This window comes from Pseudomonas sp. Irchel 3A7, assembly GCF_900187565.1.
In the GTDB taxonomy this organism is placed as follows: domain Bacteria; phylum Pseudomonadota; class Gammaproteobacteria; order Pseudomonadales; family Pseudomonadaceae; genus Aquipseudomonas.
The window spans coordinates 144,793-163,749 of record NZ_FYED01000019.1 but is presented as its reverse complement, the minus strand read 5'-3'; the positions used below and the strand labels follow the sequence as shown (position 1 = coordinate 163,749).

General features: G+C 59.5%; 14 protein-coding genes. 9 read left to right on the top strand and 5 right to left on the bottom strand.

Translation table 11 applies throughout. The annotated features are described in order from the left end of the window. The first annotated feature begins 230 nt into the window (after positions 1-230). From fadB to CKW21_RS27500, 6 genes are all read left to right on the top strand, one after another. Positions 231-2,378: a fatty acid oxidation complex subunit alpha FadB gene (fadB, locus tag CKW21_RS27525; protein ID WP_095197007.1), complete on the top strand. Its 2,148-nt coding sequence runs from the start codon at positions 231-233 to the stop codon at positions 2,376-2,378. A 29-nt stretch (positions 2,379-2,407) separates the two neighbouring features. Further along, complete coding sequence (gene fadA / locus CKW21_RS27520; RefSeq protein ID WP_095197006.1) at positions 2,408-3,583, top strand: acetyl-CoA C-acyltransferase FadA; 1,176 nt, start codon at positions 2,408-2,410, stop codon at positions 3,581-3,583. Positions 3,584-3,683: 100 nt separating this feature from the next. Beyond that, complete coding sequence (locus tag CKW21_RS27515) at positions 3,684-3,920, top strand: DUF1653 domain-containing protein (protein WP_007986363.1); 237 nt, start codon at positions 3,684-3,686, stop codon at positions 3,918-3,920. A 114-nt stretch (positions 3,921-4,034) separates the two neighbouring features. Then, positions 4,035-6,662 (top strand): type I DNA topoisomerase, encoded by a 2,628-nt coding sequence (gene topA / locus CKW21_RS27510; RefSeq protein ID WP_095197005.1) that lies wholly within the window; start codon positions 4,035-4,037, stop codon positions 6,660-6,662. Between the two features lie 189 nt (positions 6,663-6,851). Continuing rightward, positions 6,852-7,376, top strand: a complete 525-nt coding sequence (locus CKW21_RS27505; RefSeq protein WP_095197004.1) for a DUF6586 family protein — start codon at positions 6,852-6,854, stop codon at positions 7,374-7,376. Positions 7,377-7,530: 154 nt separating this feature from the next. Then, entirely contained in the window at positions 7,531-7,764 is a 234-nt protein-coding gene (locus tag CKW21_RS27500; protein ID WP_095197020.1) for a hypothetical protein, read from the top strand. A gap of 94 nt (positions 7,765-7,858) precedes the next feature. Here the strand turns inward: CKW21_RS27500 and sulA are convergent, their stop codons facing one another. Further along, on the bottom strand, positions 7,859-8,335 hold the full coding sequence (gene sulA / locus CKW21_RS27495) for an SOS-induced cell division inhibitor SulA (RefSeq protein ID WP_095197003.1): 477 nt from the start codon (positions 8,333-8,335) through the stop codon (positions 7,859-7,861). 10 nt (positions 8,336-8,345) lie between these two features. After that, positions 8,346-8,954, bottom strand: coding sequence for a transcriptional repressor LexA (gene lexA, locus CKW21_RS27490; protein WP_047531364.1), 609 nt, complete (start codon positions 8,952-8,954; stop codon positions 8,346-8,348). Between the two features lie 229 nt (positions 8,955-9,183). Between lexA and CKW21_RS27485 the strand changes: the two genes are divergently transcribed. The 3 genes from CKW21_RS27485 to CKW21_RS27475 all read left to right on the top strand — a co-directional run bounded on the left by CKW21_RS27485 (position 9,184) and on the right by CKW21_RS27475 (position 11,810). Next, positions 9,184-9,891, top strand: a complete 708-nt coding sequence (locus tag CKW21_RS27485; protein WP_095197002.1) for a TetR/AcrR family transcriptional regulator — start codon at positions 9,184-9,186, stop codon at positions 9,889-9,891. A gap of 158 nt (positions 9,892-10,049) precedes the next feature. Then, on the top strand, positions 10,050-11,060 hold the full coding sequence (nagZ, locus tag CKW21_RS27480; RefSeq protein WP_095197001.1) for a beta-N-acetylhexosaminidase: 1,011 nt from the start codon (positions 10,050-10,052) through the stop codon (positions 11,058-11,060). A 12-nt stretch (positions 11,061-11,072) separates the two neighbouring features. Then, a complete protein-coding gene (locus CKW21_RS27475; RefSeq protein ID WP_095197000.1) occupies positions 11,073-11,810 on the top strand; it encodes an S-methyl-5'-thioinosine phosphorylase in 738 nt (245 codons plus the stop codon). Between the two features lie 114 nt (positions 11,811-11,924). Here the strand turns inward: CKW21_RS27475 and CKW21_RS27470 are convergent, their stop codons facing one another. The 3 genes from CKW21_RS27470 to mfd are packed head-to-tail and all read right to left on the bottom strand — an operon-like array spanning position 11,925 to position 18,655. Continuing rightward, positions 11,925-14,618 carry a DEAD/DEAH box helicase gene (locus CKW21_RS27470; protein WP_095196999.1) on the bottom strand — a complete coding sequence of 898 codons (2,694 nt, stop codon included), beginning with the start codon at positions 14,616-14,618 and terminating at the stop codon, positions 11,925-11,927. A 10-nt stretch (positions 14,619-14,628) separates the two neighbouring features. Continuing rightward, the gene (locus CKW21_RS27465) at positions 14,629-15,195 is read right to left on the bottom strand and encodes a CsiV family protein (protein ID WP_095196998.1); all 567 of its coding nucleotides are present in this window, start codon (positions 15,193-15,195) and stop codon (positions 14,629-14,631) included. A 10-nt stretch (positions 15,196-15,205) separates the two neighbouring features. Further along, complete coding sequence (gene mfd / locus CKW21_RS27460) at positions 15,206-18,655, bottom strand: transcription-repair coupling factor (RefSeq protein WP_095196997.1); 3,450 nt, start codon at positions 18,653-18,655, stop codon at positions 15,206-15,208. Between the last annotated feature and the right edge of the window lie 302 nt (positions 18,656-18,957).

Genomic DNA, 18,957 nt, shown 5'->3' with positions numbered 1-18,957 from the left:
CGCATTTTGGGCGATTGACAATTGTCGGAAATTCCGTGAAGGTGGCGTACCCAAATCAAACGGGCGTATGAATTGAGCGTTTGTTTTCAGAGCGCTCCTACAGAATCCCGACTATCGCGTTGGCGGGTGTGCCGGGTGGATAGGCGTAGCATTGACGATTGACGTCCCTGCCAGCCATCCGCCTGCGTCCGACGTGTACTGTTCAGCTTCCATATCGTGGAGATCAGTTGATGATTTACGAAGGTAAAGCCATCACGGTTAAGGCTCTTGAAAGTGGCATCGTCGAACTGAAGTTCGACCTCAAGGGTGAGTCCGTCAACAAGTTCAACCGTCTAACCCTGAACGAACTGCGTCAGGCCGTAGACACCATCAAGGCAGATGCTTCGATCAAGGGTGTGATCGTCAGCAGTGGCAAGGACGTCTTCATCGTCGGCGCCGACATCACCGAATTTGTCGACAACTTCAAGCTGCCGGATGCAGAGCTTGTTGCTGGCAACCTCGAAGCCAACAAGATTTTCAGCGATTTCGAAGACCTCAACGTCCCGACTGTCGCCGCGATCAATGGCATCGCGTTGGGTGGCGGTCTGGAAATGTGCCTGGCGGCGGATTACCGCGTCATGTCCACCAAGGCCAAGATCGGTCTGCCGGAAGTCAAGCTGGGCATCTACCCGGGCTTCGGCGGTACTGTGCGTCTGCCGCGCCTGATCGGTGCCGATAACGCCATCGAGTGGATTGCCGCCGGCAAGGAAAACCGTCCTGAAGACGCGCTGAAAGTCGGCGCCGTCGATGCCGTGGTTGCGCCTGAGAAGCTGCAGGACGCCGCGCTGGAACTGATCAAGCGCGCCATTTCCGGTGAGTTCGATTACAAGGCCAAGCGCCAGCCGAAGCTGGAAAAGCTGAAGCTGAACGCCATCGAACAAATGATGGCTTTCGAAACCGCCAAAGGTTTCGTCGCAGGTCAAGCCGGCCCGAACTACCCGGCGCCGGTCGAGGCGATCAAGACCATCCAGAAAGCCGCGAACTTCGGTCGTGACAAGGCGCTGGAAGTTGAGGCCGCAGGTTTCGTCAAACTGGCCAAGACCTCTGCCGCGCAGAGCCTGATCGGCCTGTTCCTGAACGATCAGGAGCTGAAGAAAAAGGCCAAGGCCTACGACGAAATCGCCAAGGACGTGAAGCAGGCTGCCGTACTGGGCGCCGGCATCATGGGCGGCGGTATCGCTTATCAGTCGGCTTCCAAAGGTACGCCGATCCTGATGAAGGACATCAACGAACACGGTATCGAGCAGGGTCTGGCCGAAGCCGCCAAGCTGCTGGTTGGCCGCGTTGATAAAGGCCGCATGACCGCCGCGAAAATGGCTGAAGTGCTCAACGGCATTCGTCCGACCCTGTCCTACGGTGATTTCGGTCACGTAGACCTGGTGGTTGAAGCGGTCGTCGAGAACCCGAAGGTCAAGCAAGCCGTTCTGGCCGAAGTCGAAGACCAGGTCAAAGAGGACACCATCCTCGCCTCGAACACCTCGACCATTTCCATCAGCCTGCTGGCCAAGGCCCTCAAGCGTCCGGAAAACTTCGTCGGCATGCACTTCTTCAACCCGGTGCACATGATGCCGCTGGTGGAAGTGATCCGTGGCGAGAAGTCCAGCGAGCTGGCGGTTGCCACCACCGTTGCCTACGCCAAGAAAATGGGCAAGAACCCGATCGTAGTCAACGACTGCCCGGGCTTCCTGGTCAACCGCGTGCTGTTCCCTTACTTCGGCGGTTTCGCCAAGCTGGTCAGCGCCGGTGTGGACTTCGTGCGCATCGACAAGGTCATGGAAAAATTCGGCTGGCCGATGGGCCCGGCGTACCTGATGGACGTGGTCGGCATCGACACCGGCCACCACGGTCGTGACGTGATGGCTGAAGGCTTCCCGGACCGCATGAAAGACGACCGCCGTTCGGCCGTGGACGTGCTCTACGAAGCCAAGCGCCTGGGCCAGAAGAACGGCAAGGGCTTCTACGCCTACGAGACCGACAAGAAGGGCAAGCAGAAGAAAGTTGCCGATCCGTCGGTACTGGAAGTGCTCAAGCCGATCGTCTTTGAACAGCGCGAAGTCACTGACGAAGACATCATCAACTGGATGATGATCCCGTTATGCCTGGAAACCGTGCGTTGCCTGGAAGACGGCATTGTCGAAACCGCTGCCGAAGCCGACATGGGTCTGGTCTACGGTATTGGTTTCCCTCCATTCCGTGGTGGCGCGCTGCGCTACATCGATTCGATCGGTGTTGCCGAGTTCGTTGCCCTGGCTGACCAGTACGCTGATTTGGGCGCGCTGTACCACCCGACCGCGAAGCTGCGCGAAATGGCCAAGAACGGCCAGAGCTTCTTCGGTTAAGCGCCCCCAACTAGAGTGAGAGTGAACTTATGAGCTTGAATCCTAGAGACGTCGTGATTGTCGACTTCGGTCGTACTCCGATGGGCCGCTCCAAGGGCGGCATGCACCGCAACACCCGCGCCGAAGACATGTCGGCGCACCTGATCAGCAAACTGCTGGAACGCAACGTCAAGGTCGACCCGAACGAAGTCGAAGACGTGATCTGGGGCTGTGTGAACCAGACCCTGGAGCAGGGGTGGAACATCGCCCGCATGGCATCGCTGATGACCCAGATCCCGCACACTTCGGCCGGCCAGACCGTCAGCCGTCTGTGTGGCTCGTCCATGAGCGCGCTGCACACTGCCGCGCAAGCGATCATGACCGGCAACGGTGACGTATTCGTCGTTGGCGGCGTCGAGCATATGGGTCACGTGAGCATGATGCACGGTGTCGATCCGAACCCGCACATGTCCCTGTACGCGGCGAAAGCCTCGGGCATGATGGGCCTGACCGCTGAAATGCTGGGCAAGATGCACGGCATCACTCGCGAGCAACAGGACGCTTTCGGCGTGCGCTCCCACCAATTCGCCCACAAGGCGACCGTGGAAGGCAAGTTCAAAGACGAAATCATCCCGATGCAGGGCTATGACGAGAACGGTTTCCTGAAACTGTTCGACTACGACGAAACCATTCGTCCGGAAACCACCCTGGAAAGCCTGGCGGCCTTGAAGCCAGCGTTCAATCCGAAAGGCGGTACCGTGACTGCCGGTACTTCGTCGCAGATCACCGATGGTGCTTCGTGCATGATCGTGATGTCGGCGCAGCGTGCACAGGATTTGGGCATTGCGCCTCTGGCGGTGATTCGCTCGATGGCAGTGGCAGGTGTGGACCCGGCGATCATGGGCTATGGTCCAGTACCGGCTACACAAAAAGCACTGAAGCGCGCAGGCCTTGGCATCAACGATATCGACTTCTTCGAGCTCAACGAAGCTTTCGCCGCACAGGCCCTGCCGGTGCTGAAAGATCTGAAAGTACTCGACAAGATGAACGAGAAGGTTAACCTGCACGGCGGCGCGATCGCCCTGGGTCACCCGTTCGGTTGCTCCGGTGCGCGTATCTCGGGCACTTTGCTGAACGTGATGAAGCAGAATGGCGGCACCTTCGGGGTAGCCACCATGTGCATTGGTCTCGGCCAAGGCATCTCCACCGTCTTCGAACGCGTCTAAGCGTTTCCGTTGACGGAAGCCGGGGCCAAGTGCCCCGGTTTTTGTTTTTCCGGATTTATTTTTGTTTTTATTTTGAAAAAATTTGAGTGAGGGCCAAAGCATGCCGATACAACCTGGGCTCTACCAACATTACAAAGGTCCGCAGTACCGCGTATTCAGTGTCGCGCGGCATTCGGAAACCGAGGAAGAAGTGGTCTTCTACCAAGCCCTGTATGGCGATTACGGCTTTTGGGTGCGTCCCTTGAGCATGTTCCTGGAGTCCGTCGAAGTTGACGGCGAACAGGTGCCACGCTTTGCTTTGGTGCAAGCCGAAGAGAGCCTTTTTACCAAGCCATAAGCTGAGTGCGCGCAAAACCCTGCGCTTGACCTCACCTTGTAGCCACTATATATAGCGGTGCCGCGTCAGGCGCCAACCGCCTTTCACTTCTAGAATTCAGGAATTTTCTGATCCATGGGCAAATCGCTGGTCATTGTGGAATCCCCGGCTAAGGCCAAGACCATCAACAAGTATTTGGGCAACGAATACGTGGTGAAGTCGAGTATCGGCCATATCCGAGACCTGCCCACCAGCGGTTCGGCTAGCGCCAGCAAAGAGCCAGCCGCCAAGCGCGGCAAGGCTGCTGCGGGTGAAGCGCCGGCCTTGTCGCCAAAAGAAAAGGCGCGCAAGCAGCTGGTTGCTCGCATGGGGGTCGATCCCGATCATGGCTGGAAAGCCAAGTACGAGATCCTTCCGGGCAAGGAAAAGGTCATCGAAGAGCTGCGCCGGCTCGCCAAGGATGCTGACACCATCTATCTCGCAACCGACTTGGATCGCGAGGGGGAAGCCATTGCCTGGCACCTGCGCGAAGCCATCGGTGGTGACGACAGCCGCTATAAGCGCGTGGTGTTCAACGAAATCACCAAGAAGGCGATCCAGGAAGCCTTCTCCCAGCCAGGCGAGCTGGACATCGACCGGGTCAACGCCCAGCAGGCGCGTCGCTTTCTCGATCGCGTGGTGGGTTACATGGTTTCGCCACTGTTGTGGGCCAAGATCGCCCGGGGCCTGTCCGCCGGTCGCGTGCAATCGGTAGCGGTGAAGCTGGTGGTTGAGCGTGAGCGTGAAATTCGCGCGTTCATCCCGGAAGAGTACTGGGAAGTTCATGCCGATCTCGGCACCGCCAAAGGCGCGACCGTGCGTTTCGACGTCGCTCGCGAGAAGGGCGAAGCATTCAAGCCGCTCAACGAAGCCCAGGCCATGGCCGCGCTGGAGAAGCTCAAGGCTTCCAGCTACAGCATCGTCAAGCGTGAAGACAAACCGACCAGCAGCAAGCCATCGGCGCCGTTCATCACGTCCACCCTGCAACAGGCCGCGAGCAACCGCCTGGGCTTCGGTGTGAAAAAGACCATGATGATGGCCCAGCGTTTGTACGAAGCCGGCTACATCACTTATATGCGTACCGACTCCACCAACCTCTCGGCCGATGCCGTGGCGATGGCGCGTACCTATATTGAAGGCGAGTTCGGCAAGAAGTACCTGCCGGAAACCCCGAACGTCTACAGCAGCAAGGAAGGCGCACAAGAGGCTCACGAAGCGATTCGTCCGTCCGACGCCAACACCGAGCCAAGCAAGCTGTCGGGCATGGAGCGTGATGCAGAGCGGCTCTACGAGCTGATCTGGCGCCAGTTCCTCGCTTGCCAGATGCTGCCGGCGCAATACCTGTCGACCACGGTCACCGTCGGTGCCGGCGACTTCGAGCTGCGCGCCAAGGGCCGCATCCTCAAGTTCGACGGTTACACCCGCGTCATGCCGCAAATTGCCAAGCCAGGCGATGACGATGTACTGCCGGACATGGCCCAGGGCGACGCGATGAAGCTGATCAAGCTTGATCCGACCCAGCATTTCACCAAGCCGCCGGCGCGTTACTCGGAAGCCAGCCTGGTCAAAGAAATGGAAAAACGCGGCATCGGTCGTCCTTCGACCTACGCGGCGATCATTTCGACCATCCAGGATCGCGGCTACGTGGCGCTGCACAACCGTCGTTTCTACTCGGAAAAGATGGGCGACATCGTCACCGAACGTCTGGCCGAGAGCTTCTCCAACCTCATGGACTACGGCTTCACCGCCGGCATGGAAGAGCATCTCGATGACGTGGCCCAGGGCGAGCGCGACTGGAAAAACGTACTCGACGAGTTCTACGGTGACTTCAAGAAAAAACTCGAAGTGGCCGAAAGCCCGGACAACGGCATGCGTGCCAATCAGCCGGTAATGACCGACATTCCGTGCACGACCTGCGGCCGTCCGATGCAGATACGTACCGCGTCGACCGGCGTGTTCCTCGGTTGCTCGGGCTACAGCCTGCCGCCGAAAGAGCGCTGCAAGGCTACCGTCAACCTGGTGCCGGGCGATGAAATCGCTGCGGACGACGAAGGTGAATCGGAGTCGCTGGTATTGCGTGGCAAGCACCGCTGCCCGATCTGCAGCACGGCGATGGATGCCTACCTGCTCGACGAGAAGCGCAAGCTGCACATCTGTGGTAACAACCCGGATTGCGACGGCTACGAAATCGAAGAAGGCGTCTACCGCATCAAGGGTTATGAAGGTCCGAGCCTGGAATGCGACAAGTGCGGCAGCGAGATGCAGCTCAAGACGGGGCGTTTCGGCAAGTTCTTCGGTTGCACCAACGCAACCTGCAAGAACACCCGCAAACTGCTGAAAAGTGGTGATGCGGCGCCGCCGAAAATGGATCCGGTGAAGATGCCTGAGCTGAAATGCGAAAAGGTCAACGACACCTACATCCTGCGCGACGGTGCTTCCGGCCTGTTCCTGGCGGCCAGCCAGTTCCCTAAAAACCGCGAGACGCGTGCTCCGCTGGTCATGGAAATCATCCCGCACAAGGATGAGATCGATCCTAAGTACCACTTCCTGTGTGACGCGCCGAAGAAGGATCCGGACGGCCTCCCTGCAGTGATTCGCTACAGCCGCAAGACCAAAGAGCAATACGTGCAGACAGAAGTCGACGGCAAGCCGACGGGCTGGAAGGCGTATTTCGATGGTGGCAAGTGGACCGTTGAAGATAAGCGTCCGGCAGCCAAGGCTTAAGCGCGCAAATTTGTAGTGGGCCGACTCCGTCGGCCAACGGGAGCAAGCTCCTTCGCTGCTTAGAAAAGGCCGCATGAGACCCTCGGGTTTTCATGCGGCCTTTTTGTTTTGTGCTTGCGGTCGACTTGGATGATCCATGACACTGTCTGACCTGTGTGAAGCAATTATTTCGTTGTGGAGGCTGCCGTCATGGCCCACGAACTTTATACCCGTACCAACCAGAAGATTTATTTCGCCGGCTTGTCGCTGGAAGCGCTCGCCATGGCCGAAGAGGGGCGGGCGATGAATTCCCTGGCGCTGATTCAGGCTGGCCGCGAATCGGCGTTGTTTCACCTGTACGGGGCGCTGCTGGGGCTGTGTCATGAAATTGCCGGTTTCTATCGGTTGCCCCAGGCCAATGCATCCCGGGCCGAAGCGTTGCTGAACCGCGAAGTGCTGCAAAGCATCGCCATTCCGGAAATGGCCGAGATGGTCGAACTGGCCAACAACCCGGAAACCTGGCTGGCCAAGCTGCTGGCGGCCCATGCCGCGCTGTTTCAACCGCCAAGGGCGCCGCACAAACCCAAGGGCGATGCGACGCAGCCTCTGATCCTGGCGGTAAACCTGGATGAAGAAGAGGCGCCTGAAGAATTGAGTCGTGAAGAACTGGAGAGTTGGCGTCAGAACCTCAAAAGCCTGGCGATCCGCTTTCGCGAAGGTTTGAACGAGTGCTGAAGGACTGAATTTTTTGACGGACGACACGGAAGGCGGTCCGTACAGGGAAGAGTGTTGTCGGAAATTTCTCTTCGTGATGGCATCTGGTCAAGATCCCGAGCGAAGCCTTGCTGATGCCTATATAATCGCCGCCTTTCGTGGAGAACAAACCTTTATGCCAACGTCCTTTCTAGAAATTGTCGAGTTACCAGACGGCCGTATCGAGCTGCGCAGGGCTGAGGACGAGGGTTCTCTGGTTACTTTGGATTTCTCCGAGGACGCCAAAGCGTTCCTGCAAGGCCAGCACGTAGAAGTCGCCAAAGCGATGCTGAGCGTCGGCGTTCAGATGGCCGGACGCCTGGTTGAAGGTGAATTCGACAAGGATGAGGGCGCGCGGGTTCTTCATTGATCCCCGTCCGTCGAATTTTTTCGAGTACCGTTTCAAATCGGCTTCTCTATCCTTGGAGAAGCCCTGCGCTGTTCAGCGTGCACGTACTTGCCAGTTAACCCAATCGAATATTCAGGCTTTGCGCGTCCCCGGTCCGGGCAGCGCTGATCAACTGTTGCCGCGAACTTGTGCTCAACGGGTTGAGCCAACTGACGACTGTGTGACTGCGGCCGAGACGAAGGGCTTCGCAGGTCAGTTGCTGGGCGCTCTGAGTGCCGCGCGGTTGCAGCAGCAGGATGCGTTCGCGATTGAGGCCGGCGTCCCGCAACCAGGCCTGGGTCAGGCTGGCGGGTGGGGCGATCAATGTCAGCCAGCGCGCGTCTTGATCCTGGCTCAATTCCCGCAGGATCGGCGCCAGGAGGTTCAGGCAGTTCCCGGCGGCCCCACGCAGGGACAATTCACTGAAGACTTCGGGTTCGGCGCTCCATGGCGACTCGACCACTTCCTGCAGGATCAGAGCCAACGGCTGCGCCAGGAATGCTTCGAACAGCAGAGGCAGTTGGGCTTGCTGTGATGTGTGTGGGAACTGCATGGAGCCTCCTTTAGCGGCGAATGACGCCGACACTCAAGCCTTCGATCACCAGTTCCTGATCTTTAAGGTTCACTTCGATAGGGGCGAATTCAGGGTTCTCGGCAATCAGCCAAACCTTGCTGCCGTCACGCTTGAAGCGCTTGACGGTCACTTCGTCGCCGATACGTGCCACCACGATCTGGCCATTACGGGCCTCGCGGGTGGTATGGACGGCCAGCAAGTCGCCGTCGAAAATACCCACGTCCTTCATGCTCATGCCATGCACGCGTAGCAGATAGTCAGCCCGCGGATGGAAAAACGAAGGATTGATGTTGCAGGACTCTTCGACATGTTGCTGGGCGAGGATCGGTGCACCGGCCGCTACCCGGCCAATGATGGGCAGGCTGGAGTCATCGGCCTTGGCTTCGAAACCGGGTATGCGGATCCCGCGGGACGCACCCGGGGTCATTTCGATCGCGCCCTTGCGGGCCAGCGCCTTGAGGTGTTCTTCAGCGGCGTTGGGCGATTTGAAACCCAGTTCCTGAGCGATTTCCGCGCGGGTCGGCGGGTAGCCGTTATCTTCCAGGCAGCGTTTGATGAAGGCCAGGATCTCGGCTTGGCGTGGCGTCAGCTTTAGCATATTGATCGCTCTGTTTTTTTATACAGTGACTGGGATTATATACAGTGAAGCGATCTTGGCAATGCCCGTTTTTTCAGTCGCCGCCGGACGGTCGAACAGCCTATTGATTGAAGCTTTGCGGATGTATGGTTAAATGTCTGACCGACCATTCCCAAAACGAACTGCCAGACTTGACAAGGCACAGGTTGAAACGTATGTTTCAAACAAGTGTTTGTCAGGCGGAGTAGCCATGGCCCAGTCGGAAACCGTTGAACGCATTCTTGATGCTGCCGAGCAGTTGTTCGCGGAAAAAGGTTTCGCTGAAACCTCATTGCGTCTGATCACCAGCAAGGCCGGTGTCAATCTGGCAGCGGTGAACTATCACTTCGGTTCGAAAAAGGCGCTGATACAAGCGGTCTTTTCGCGTTTTCTCGGACCGTTCTGCATCAGCCTCGATAAAGAGCTGGAGCGACGCCAGGCCAAGCCTGAAATCAAACCCACGCTCGAAGAGCTGCTGGAGATCCTCGTCGAGCAGGCCCTGGTGGTCCAACCGCGCAGCGGCAACGACCTGTCTATCTTCATGCGCTTGCTGGGCCTGGCCTTCAGTCAGAGCCAGGGGCATTTGCGTCGTTATCTGGAAGACATGTACGGCAAGGTGTTCCGTCGCTACATGATGCTGGTTAACGAAGCTGCGCCGCGCATTCCACCGATCGAACTGTTCTGGCGCGTGCACTTCATGCTCGGCGCGGCGGCTTTCAGCATGTCCGGCATCAAGGCCCTGCGTGCAATTGCCGAGACCGACTTCGGGGTAAACACTTCCATCGAGCAGGTCATGCGGCTGATGGTGCCATTCCTCGCGGCCGGCATGCGTGCCGAATCCGGTGTCACCGATACGGCCATGGCCAGCGCGCAACTGCGTCCGCGCAGCAAATCGACACCGGTTGCCGCCAAGGTTTGACCGCACACGGGTGGGCGCGGCAGCTGACATCCGTTAAGCTAGCCGCCCATGCCGACTCTCGTTCTGAATCCGTTTCCCATTGATATCGCCGATCTGCCGGGCACTGTCCGCGGCGGCGAATTCGTGTGGGCGGGATTCATCGTTATCAAGGAATCTCTATGACTGCTGGCCTGCAAGGCTCGTTGATGGTGGACGTCGCCGGTACCTGGCTGACGGCTGAAGATCGCCAATTGTTGCGCCAACCCGAAGTGGGCGGTCTGATCATTTTTGCCCGCAACATTGAACACCCTCGCCAGGTTCGCGAATTGAGCGCTGCGATTCGCGGTATTCGCCCCGACCTGCTGTTGGCGGTGGATCAGGAGGGCGGGCGGGTGCAGCGCCTGCGTCAGGGCTTTATACGGCTGCCCGCCATGCGTGCGATTGCGGACAACCCGAATGCCGAGTACCTGGCCGAGCAATGCGGCTGGATCATGGCCACCGAAGTGTTGGCCGTTGGCCTGGATCTGAGTTTCGCCCCGGTGCTGGACCTCGATTACCAGCGCAGTGCCGTGGTCGGCACTCGCTCGTTCGAGGGCGATCCGGAGCGTGCGGCGCTGCTGGCCGGTGCATTCATTCGTGGCATGAACAGCGCCGGCATGGCCGCCACCGGCAAGCATTTCCCCGGGCACGGCTGGGCCGAGGCGGATTCCCACGTCGCGATCCCGAACGACGAGCGCAGCCTCGACGAAATCCGCGCCAACGACCTCGTGCCGTTCGCCAAATTGAGCAAACAGCTGGCTGCGGTCATGCCGGCCCATGTGATTTACCCGCAAGTCGATGCCCAGCCTGCCGGCTTCTCCCGTCGCTGGTTGCAGGACATCCTGCGCGGCGAGCTGCAATTCGACGGTGTCATCTTCAGTGATGATCTGTCCATGGCCGGCGCTCATGTAGTCGGTGATGCTGCCAGCCGCATCGAAGCGGCACTGACCGCCGGTTGCGACATGGGCCTGGTGTGTAACGATCGTGCGGCCGCCGAACTGGCCCTGAGTGCCGCGCAACGCATGAAGGTCAAGCCGTCTGCACGGATTGCGAAGATGCGCGGTCAGTCGTATGCGCGCACCGATTACCGTCAGGATCCGCGCTGGCTGGCAGCCGTCGGCGCGCTCAAAGAAGCTCAATTGATTGATTAAGGACTGTTCGTTATGACGGTTTACGCGATTATCGGTGGTACCGGCCTGACTCAGCTCGAAGGCCTGAGCATCCGTCAGTCATTGGCGGTCGATACCCCTTACGGCGCGCCTTCGGCCGACGTGCAGATCGGCGAATATGCCGGCAAGGAAGTGTTGTTCCTTGCCCGTCACGGCCATCCGCACCGGTTCCCGCCGCATCAGGTGAACTACCGCGCTAACCTCTGGGCGCTGAAGCAGGCCGGGGCCGAGGCGATTATCGCGGTCAACGCCGTGGGTGGGATACATGCGGCGATGGGTACCGGACATTTCTGCGTGCCGCATCAGTTGATCGACTATACCAGCGGTCGCCAGCACACCTATTTCGCCGATGACCTGGAACAGGTCACGCACATCGATTTCAGCTATCCGTACAGCGAGCCGCTGCGTCAGCAATTGATCGCGGCACTGGCGGTTGAAGGCGTTGGATACAGCAGTCATGGCGTGTATGCCTGCACCCAGGGTCCACGGCTGGAAACCGTCGCTGAAATCGCACGCCTGGAGCGTGATGGCTGCGACATCGTCGGCATGACAGGAATGCCGGAAGCGGCATTGGCCCGTGAGTTGGAGCTGGACTACGCCTGTCTGGCACTGGTGGTGAACCCGGCGGCGGGCAAGTCGACAGCGGTGATCACCATGGCCGAAATCGAGCAAGCTCTGCATGACGGGATGGGCAAGGTGAAATCGACGTTGGCGCGGGTGCTCAGGGGCTGAGTTCGCATCAGACCGAGTTGCTCCCTTCGCGAGCAGGCTCGCTCCCACAGGAACGCTGATCAGCCTGTGGGAGCGAGCCTGCTCGCGCAAGCGATCTATCAGGCGAAGCCAATTTCAGCGCTTCTCCAGCTTGTCCGGCAAAGGCGCAAACAACGCCTCGATATCATCGCTCTGCAGTTTCCAGTCCCCGGCCTGGCGCCCATCCAGCACACCGGCCGCGAGGTCGGATTTTTCTTTCTGCAGATGCTGAATCTTCTCTTCTACCGTACCTCGCGCGATCAGCTTGTAGACGAACACCGGTTTTTCCTGGCCAATGCGATAAGCGCGGTCGGTCGCCTGGTTCTCTGTCGCCGGGTTCCACCACGGGTCGTAGTGAATGACAGTGTCTGCTTCCGTCAGGTTCAAGCCGACGCCACCTGCCTTCAGGCTGATCAGAAAGATCTGACGTTTGCCGCTTTGGAAGTCCTTCACCGGCGTGCGCCGATCGCGGGTCTGTCCGGTCAACAAGGCGTAGGCAACACCGCGTTTGTTCAGCTCGTCTTCAATCAACGACAGCATTGAAGTGAATTGCGAGAACAGCAGGATTCGGCGGCCCTCTTCGAACAACTCTTCGAGCATTTCCATCAGGCTGTCGAGTTTGCCTGACGTGCTACCGCGAGTCGGCAGCGCAGCGTCGTTGACCAGGCGCAAATCGCAGCACACCTGACGCAGTTTCAGCAGCGCCTCAAGGATGATGATCTGGCTGCGCGCGACGCCCTTGCGGGTGATCTCGTCGCGGACTTTCTTGTCCATGGCCAGGCGCATGGTTTCGTATACATCGCGCTGGGCCTCGTTGAGTTCGACCCAGTGAATGATCTCGGTTTTCGGCGGCAGCTCGGTGGCCACCTGCTCTTTGGTCCGACGCAACAGAAAAGGTTTGATCCGACCGTTGAGGTGCTGAAGTCGTACCTCGCTGGTGCGCTTTTCAATCGGCACGCGGTAATCGCGGTTGAAGCTCTTCACATCGCCAAGCCAGCCTGGCAGGAGGAAGTGAAACAGCGACCACAGTTCGCCCAAGTGGTTTTCCAGCGGCGTGCCGCTCAGGCACAGACGCTGGCGGGCGTTCAGCTCGCGGGCGGCATGGGCGGCCTTGCTGTTCGGGTTCTTGATGTATTGCGCTTCATCCAGTACCAGGACATGCAGCGGCTGCGCCGCCAGGCGTTCGACATCCTTGGGCAGCAACGCGTAGGTGGTAAGGATCAGGTCGTAATCCGCCAGGTTCTCGAAATGCTTTTTGCGACTGGCGCCATACAACGCCAGCACTTTGAGCTGCGGCGTGAAGTGCGCTGCTTCATCGAGCCAGTTGGGGATCAGGCTGGTGGGCATCACGACCATGCACGGGCGGTCGAGACGTCCGGCGTTTTTCTCGCTGAGCACGTGCGCCAGGGTTTGCAGGGTTTTACCCAGGCCCATGTCGTCCGCGAGAATCCCGCCGACCTCCAGCTGCCGCAACGACTGCATCCAGCTCAGGCCTTCCAGCTGATAGGGGCGCAGCGTTGCGTTCAAGCCTTCCGGGACACTGGCGGTGTAATCCTTGATGTCGCGCAGGCGTTGGGCAAAGGTGCGGATCTGTTCGCCGCCCTCCCACAACAGTGGTAAGTCCTCAAGCGGATTCAGGCGCGTGGCGTCGGCCTTGCTCAGGCGCAGCGTGGTTTCGCCCGGCTCTTGCAGATAGAACTCGCCGAGGGTCGCCAGCACTGGTTTCAAGCGGCCGAAGGGCAGGGCGACTTGCAGGGGGCCGTACTCGGAATTCGGTCGATTGGGAATGTTCACCAGAATCAGCTCGTCGTCACGACGTCGGGCCAGGCGTTCCGGATTGAGGATTTCGGTGTGTGACCGCATCAGGTTCAGCAGGATCGGCAACAGGCTCAGGCGCTCACCGTTGACGATGATCCCCAGTTCCAGATCGAACCAGTCGCGCTCGGGCGCCTGTTCGACTGTGGCATACCAGTCATCCACTGCCGTCAGGTCGAAGCCGAAGTCCTCGTTGATCTGCAATTCCCAGCCCTGGGTGCGCAGCTTCGGCAGTTCATTGAGGGTGAAGGTCAGCCAGGCGCTGTCGTTGACCATCTCGAACAGTTCGCCAGCACTTTCCGGCAAGGCCTTGCTTTGGCGGGTGGCGATCTTGAAGCCGAGGATGCGTAACTGTTCCCTGTAGGACTGTTCCACTTCCGGGTGGCGTTTTATCCGCAGCGTCTGGGTCTCCTGACGAATCAGGATGTCGGCGTTTTTCTGTCCGGATACGTACTCATCCAGATAGCTGAAGGACAACGCCGCACGGTGCTGGATATAGCGCTGCATCCGGCCATTGCGCGGTTCGAAGGCGCTGAACTCGATGCTCGCCAGCCACAGGCGCGGAACCGGTTGCACGTTGTCCACCAGCACTTGTGGTGGAGCCTTGGGGCTACGGTTTTCCAGCACAGCCTGGAGTTTTTCCAGAAGCTCGGCGTCTTTGGCCGCCGCGGGGTAGTCGAGGGTTTCCTGCACTTGCAGCAAGACCGCCGCGCAATGTTTGCAGTTGCTGTGGACCGGGCACGTGCAGGTGGCGTCGATCATCAGCAAAGTGCCTTTGGCTGACTCCCGCAAGCGAATGGTCTGACGGTAAACGTTACCGCCAGAGCCTTCGCAGGCCGCAATGATCGTAGCGTCGCCGGCCTCGACGATCCTGACGCGGTTCTCCAGCGCGTAGCGGCGGCCACGCTCCAGGCTCTGTTCCTTGAATCGGCTGACCCAGGAAGGTGCCAGGGGTTTGCTCAGGGTCGCGGCCATAGGGAGTTAGTCAGTCCGGAATTTCTTCGGGAGCTGGCCGTGGCGCAGGGGCGGTCAACGAGGTGATCTTGATCAGCAGGCCAAGATGGCCGGCATCGAGGAAGTTCAACTGCCCGTTTTTGGTATGGCTTTCTGTTTTCAAGCGTTCACTGGCGGTGACCAGGCCGTCGGTGTTGATCTGGTTGACCCAGAAGTCGGCGTCGACATCGGTGAAACGCCCCAGCTTGATGCTCAGAGTGCCCTCGATAGGGAATTGGCCGAATTGTTCCTTGCCCTCGCTGATCGCGACTTTGGTGGCTTCCTCGCCAAGGTTCTGTTGCCAGGCCTTGTGCAGCAATACCGTGTATTCATTGCTGGTGGTCAGCTTTTCCACTTCATCGTTAAGGCTTGGGGTGCGCAGGCTGTCGGGATTGATGTGTTGGGCGCCGGCGTCCCAGTCTTCCGGTGCGGAACGGGTGACAATCGCCGGCACGGCATTCTGCCGCACCAGAATCATTTCAATCTGATACAGATCATCGGCAAACACCGAGGGGGCGACCAGCGTTAACAACAGGGTCAGTGAGCGAAACAGGCGCATGCGGCGTCCTTCAAGCAGTTTTCGGAATGAGGCGCTCGAACAGCGCCTCTACAGTATTAAAGCGCTCTTCCGGGCGCTCCATCGGGACCATGAATTTGAACATCGTGGCACCTTCGAATTTGTAGCGTTTTGGCTGGCTCTGGATCAGTTTGATCAGGGTCAGCGGGTCGACCGGTGTTTGCGCCGCGAACTCGACCCGACCGCCTTGTGGGCCGCCGTCGACTTTCTTGATGCCCAGCAACTCGGCCTGCAATTTCAGGGCGGTGATGCGTATCAGGTTCTTGGTCGGCTCCGGCAGCAGGCCGAAACGGTCGATCATCTCCACCTGCAGATCCTTGAGGCCATCCTCGTCGGTGGCCGAAGCGATGCGTTTGTAGAGAATCAGGCGTGCATGAACGTCCGGCAGGTAGTCTTCGGGAATCAACGCCGGTACGCGCAAGTTGACTTCCGGACCACCGCCCAACGGTTGATCGAGGTTCGGCTGTTCACCCTTGCGGATCGACTTCACCGCACGTTCGAGCATTTCCATGTACAGCGTGAAACCGACGGCCTGGATCTGCCCGCTTTGACCGTCGCCGAGCAGTTCCCCGGCGCCACGGATTTCCAGGTCGTTGGTGGCAAGGACGAAACCTGCGCCGAGGTCCTGGGTATTGGCGATCGCTTCCAGGCGCTTCTCTGCGTCCGGGGTGATTTGCTGGCGCGGCGGTGTCAGCAGATACGCGTAGGCCTGGTGGTGACTGCGTCCGACCCGACCGCGCAGCTGGTGCAACTGCGCCAGGCCGAACTTGTCGGCACGCTCGATGATAATGGTGTTGGCGCTTGGCACGTCGATGCCGGTCTCGATGATGGTCGAGGCGATCAGCACGTTGAAGCGCTTGTGGTAGAAGTCGCTCATCACTTGTTCGAGTTCGCGTTCGCGCATCTGACCGTGGCCGATGCCGATCCGCGCTTCCGGCACCAGTTCGGCGAGGTCGGCGGCGCATTTCTCGATGGTCTTCACATCGTTGTGAAGGTAGTACACCTGACCGCCGCGCAGCAGCTCGCGGAGCAGGGCTTCCTTGACCGTGCTTTTGTTCTGCTCCATGACGAAGGTCCGCACGGACAGGCGACGGGCCGGCGGCGTGGCAATGATCGACAGGTCACGCATGCCCGACACCGCCATGTTCAGCGTGCGCGGAATCGGCGTGGCGGTCAGGGTGAGAATGTCGACTTCGCTGCGCAATGCCTTGAGCTGTTCTTTCTGGCGCACGCCGAAACGGTGTTCTTCGTCGATGATCACCAGACCGAGGTTTTTGATCTTCACGTCGTCCTGCAGCAGCTTGTGCGTGCCGATGACGATGTCGATCTTGCCTTCGGCAAGATCCGCGACCGCGGCGTTCACTTCCTTGGCCGACTTGAAGCGGCTCATCACTTCCACGGTCACCGGCCAGTCGGCAAAGCGGTCGCGGAAGCTGTTGTAGTGTTGCTGGGCGAGCAGGGTGGTCGGCACCAGAATCGCCACTTGGCGACCGCCATGCACGGCGATGAACGCCGCGCGCATCGCCACTTCGGTCTTGCCGAAGCCCACGTCGCCGCACACCAGGCGATCCATCGGCTTCGGAGCGAGCATGTCTTCGCGCACGGCTTCGATGGTGGTTTGCTGGTCGGGGGTTTCTTCGAACGGGAAGCCGGCACTGAAGGTGGCGTAATCGGCTTTCGGATCGGCAAAGGCATAGCCTTCGCGGGCAGCACGGCGCGCATAGATGTCGAGCAGTTCCGCTGCCACGTCGCGCACCTGTTCGGCGGCCTTGCGCTTGGCTTTCTGCCAGGTCTCGGAGCCGAGGCGGTGCAGCGGTGCCAATGCGTCGTCGCTGCCGGTGTAGCGGGCGATCAAATGCAGGTTGGCCACCGGCACGTACAGTTTGGCGCCCTCGGCGTATTCCAGGGCGAGGAACTCGGCGGCCTGATTGTCGATTTCCAGTGTCGCGAGGCCAAGGTAGCGACCGACACCGTGATCGATATGCACCACCGGTGCGCCTTCGCGCAGCTCGGTGAGGTTCTTGATGACGGCGTCGTTGTTGGCATCGGCGCGTTTCTCGCGGCGACGGCGTTGCATCACGCGCTGACCGAACAATGGGCTTTCGGCAACCAGTGCCAAGGCTGGATCGTCCAGCAGCAAGCCTTCATCCAGTGGCGCAATGGTGATCGCCAGGCGCTCTTTGCCGGCGACAAAATCCGGCCAGCTATCGACGGTCTTCGGCCGCAGTTTCAGGCGTTCCAGCAGCTCCAGCAATACTTCGCGCCGGCCCGCGGATTCGGCGGTGAACAGCACGCGCCCGGGGAACTCGTCGAGGAAACCCGAGAGTGCCGCCAGTGGCTGGGTGGCCTTGGCTTCGATGGCCAGGTTCGGCAGTTCCCGCGCGGGGAAGCGCTCACGGCCGACGCCGGTTTCCACGTCCTGTTGGCTGGCCACCACGCGCGGCCAGTTTTTCAGGCGTGCGAAGCAGTCTTCCACCGGCAGGAACAGCTCGGCGGGCGGCAATAAAGGACGGGAGGGATCGACGCGACGTTCTTCGTAGCGATTGCGCACGTCGTTCCAGAAGTTTTCCGCAGCCTGTTCGATACCCGGCAGCGAGAACACTTGGGTGTCTTGAGGCAGGTAATCGAACAGCGTCGAGGTTTCCTCGAAGAACAAAGGCAGGTAGTACTCGATACCGGCCGGGGTAATCCCGCTGTTCAAGTCCTGGAAGATCGGGCAGCGACGGAAGTCGACATCGAAGCGCTCGCGAAACCGCGCCTTGAAGCGAGTGACGGCTTCTTTCTCCAGCGGGAATTCCTTGGCGGGCAGCAGCTTGACCGAATCGACCTTGTCGATGGAGCGCTGGTTTTCCGGATCGAAGGTGCGCAGGGTCTCGATTTCGTCGTCGAACAGGTCGATGCGATAAGGCAACTTGCTGCCCATCGGGAACAGATCGATCAGCGAACCACGTACGGTGAATTCGCCGTGCTCGTACACGGTGTCGACATAACGATAACCGGTGGCTTCCAGCCGGGTGCGCATCTGCTCGACATCGAGCTTCTGGCCGACATCCAGCACCAGGCTGCTGCCGAGCAGGAATTTGGTCGGCGCGAGGCGGTGCAGGGCGGTGGTGATGGGCACCACCAATACGCCATGACTCAGCTCCGGCAATCGATAAAGAGCCGAGATGCGCTGGGAAATGATGTCCTGGTGCGGCGAGAACAGATCATAGGGCAGGGTTTCCCAGTCGGGGAAATGCAGCACAGGCAAATCCGGGGCGAAGAAACTCAGCTCCTGTTCCAGCCGTTCGGCACTTTGGCTGTCGGCGGTCAGCAGCAGGGTAAAGCGCTTGGCAGCGCTGGCGGCCTCGGCGATGGCCAGGCTCAGGGAAGCACCGGGCAGGTTGCCCCAATGCTGTTTACCTGCCGCGGCAGGGAGATGCGGTAGACGCAGAACGGGCACGGAAGGTTGAGCTCCAAGCGTTGCGACAAAGTCGGTAATTGTAGCGGTCTCGGGTGCCGGCTGTCAGTTGCAGATGTGTCTATTACGCGGGTGGAGCGAAATGTAGTGGTAATGACAAAATCGGGCCGTTTATTCGTGAAAATAAGCGAGTATGTAGTGGCAAAACGAAGCGGTGTTACGGATGGTTACGGACAAGGTAGCGCTGCCCCCAAAAAATTGACGATGCTGGAGGCCCCGGTTTTATTGGGCTTCAGCGGAGCGTAATTTTTTTGAACAGGAATTTGTTACGGGCGGTGCGACAA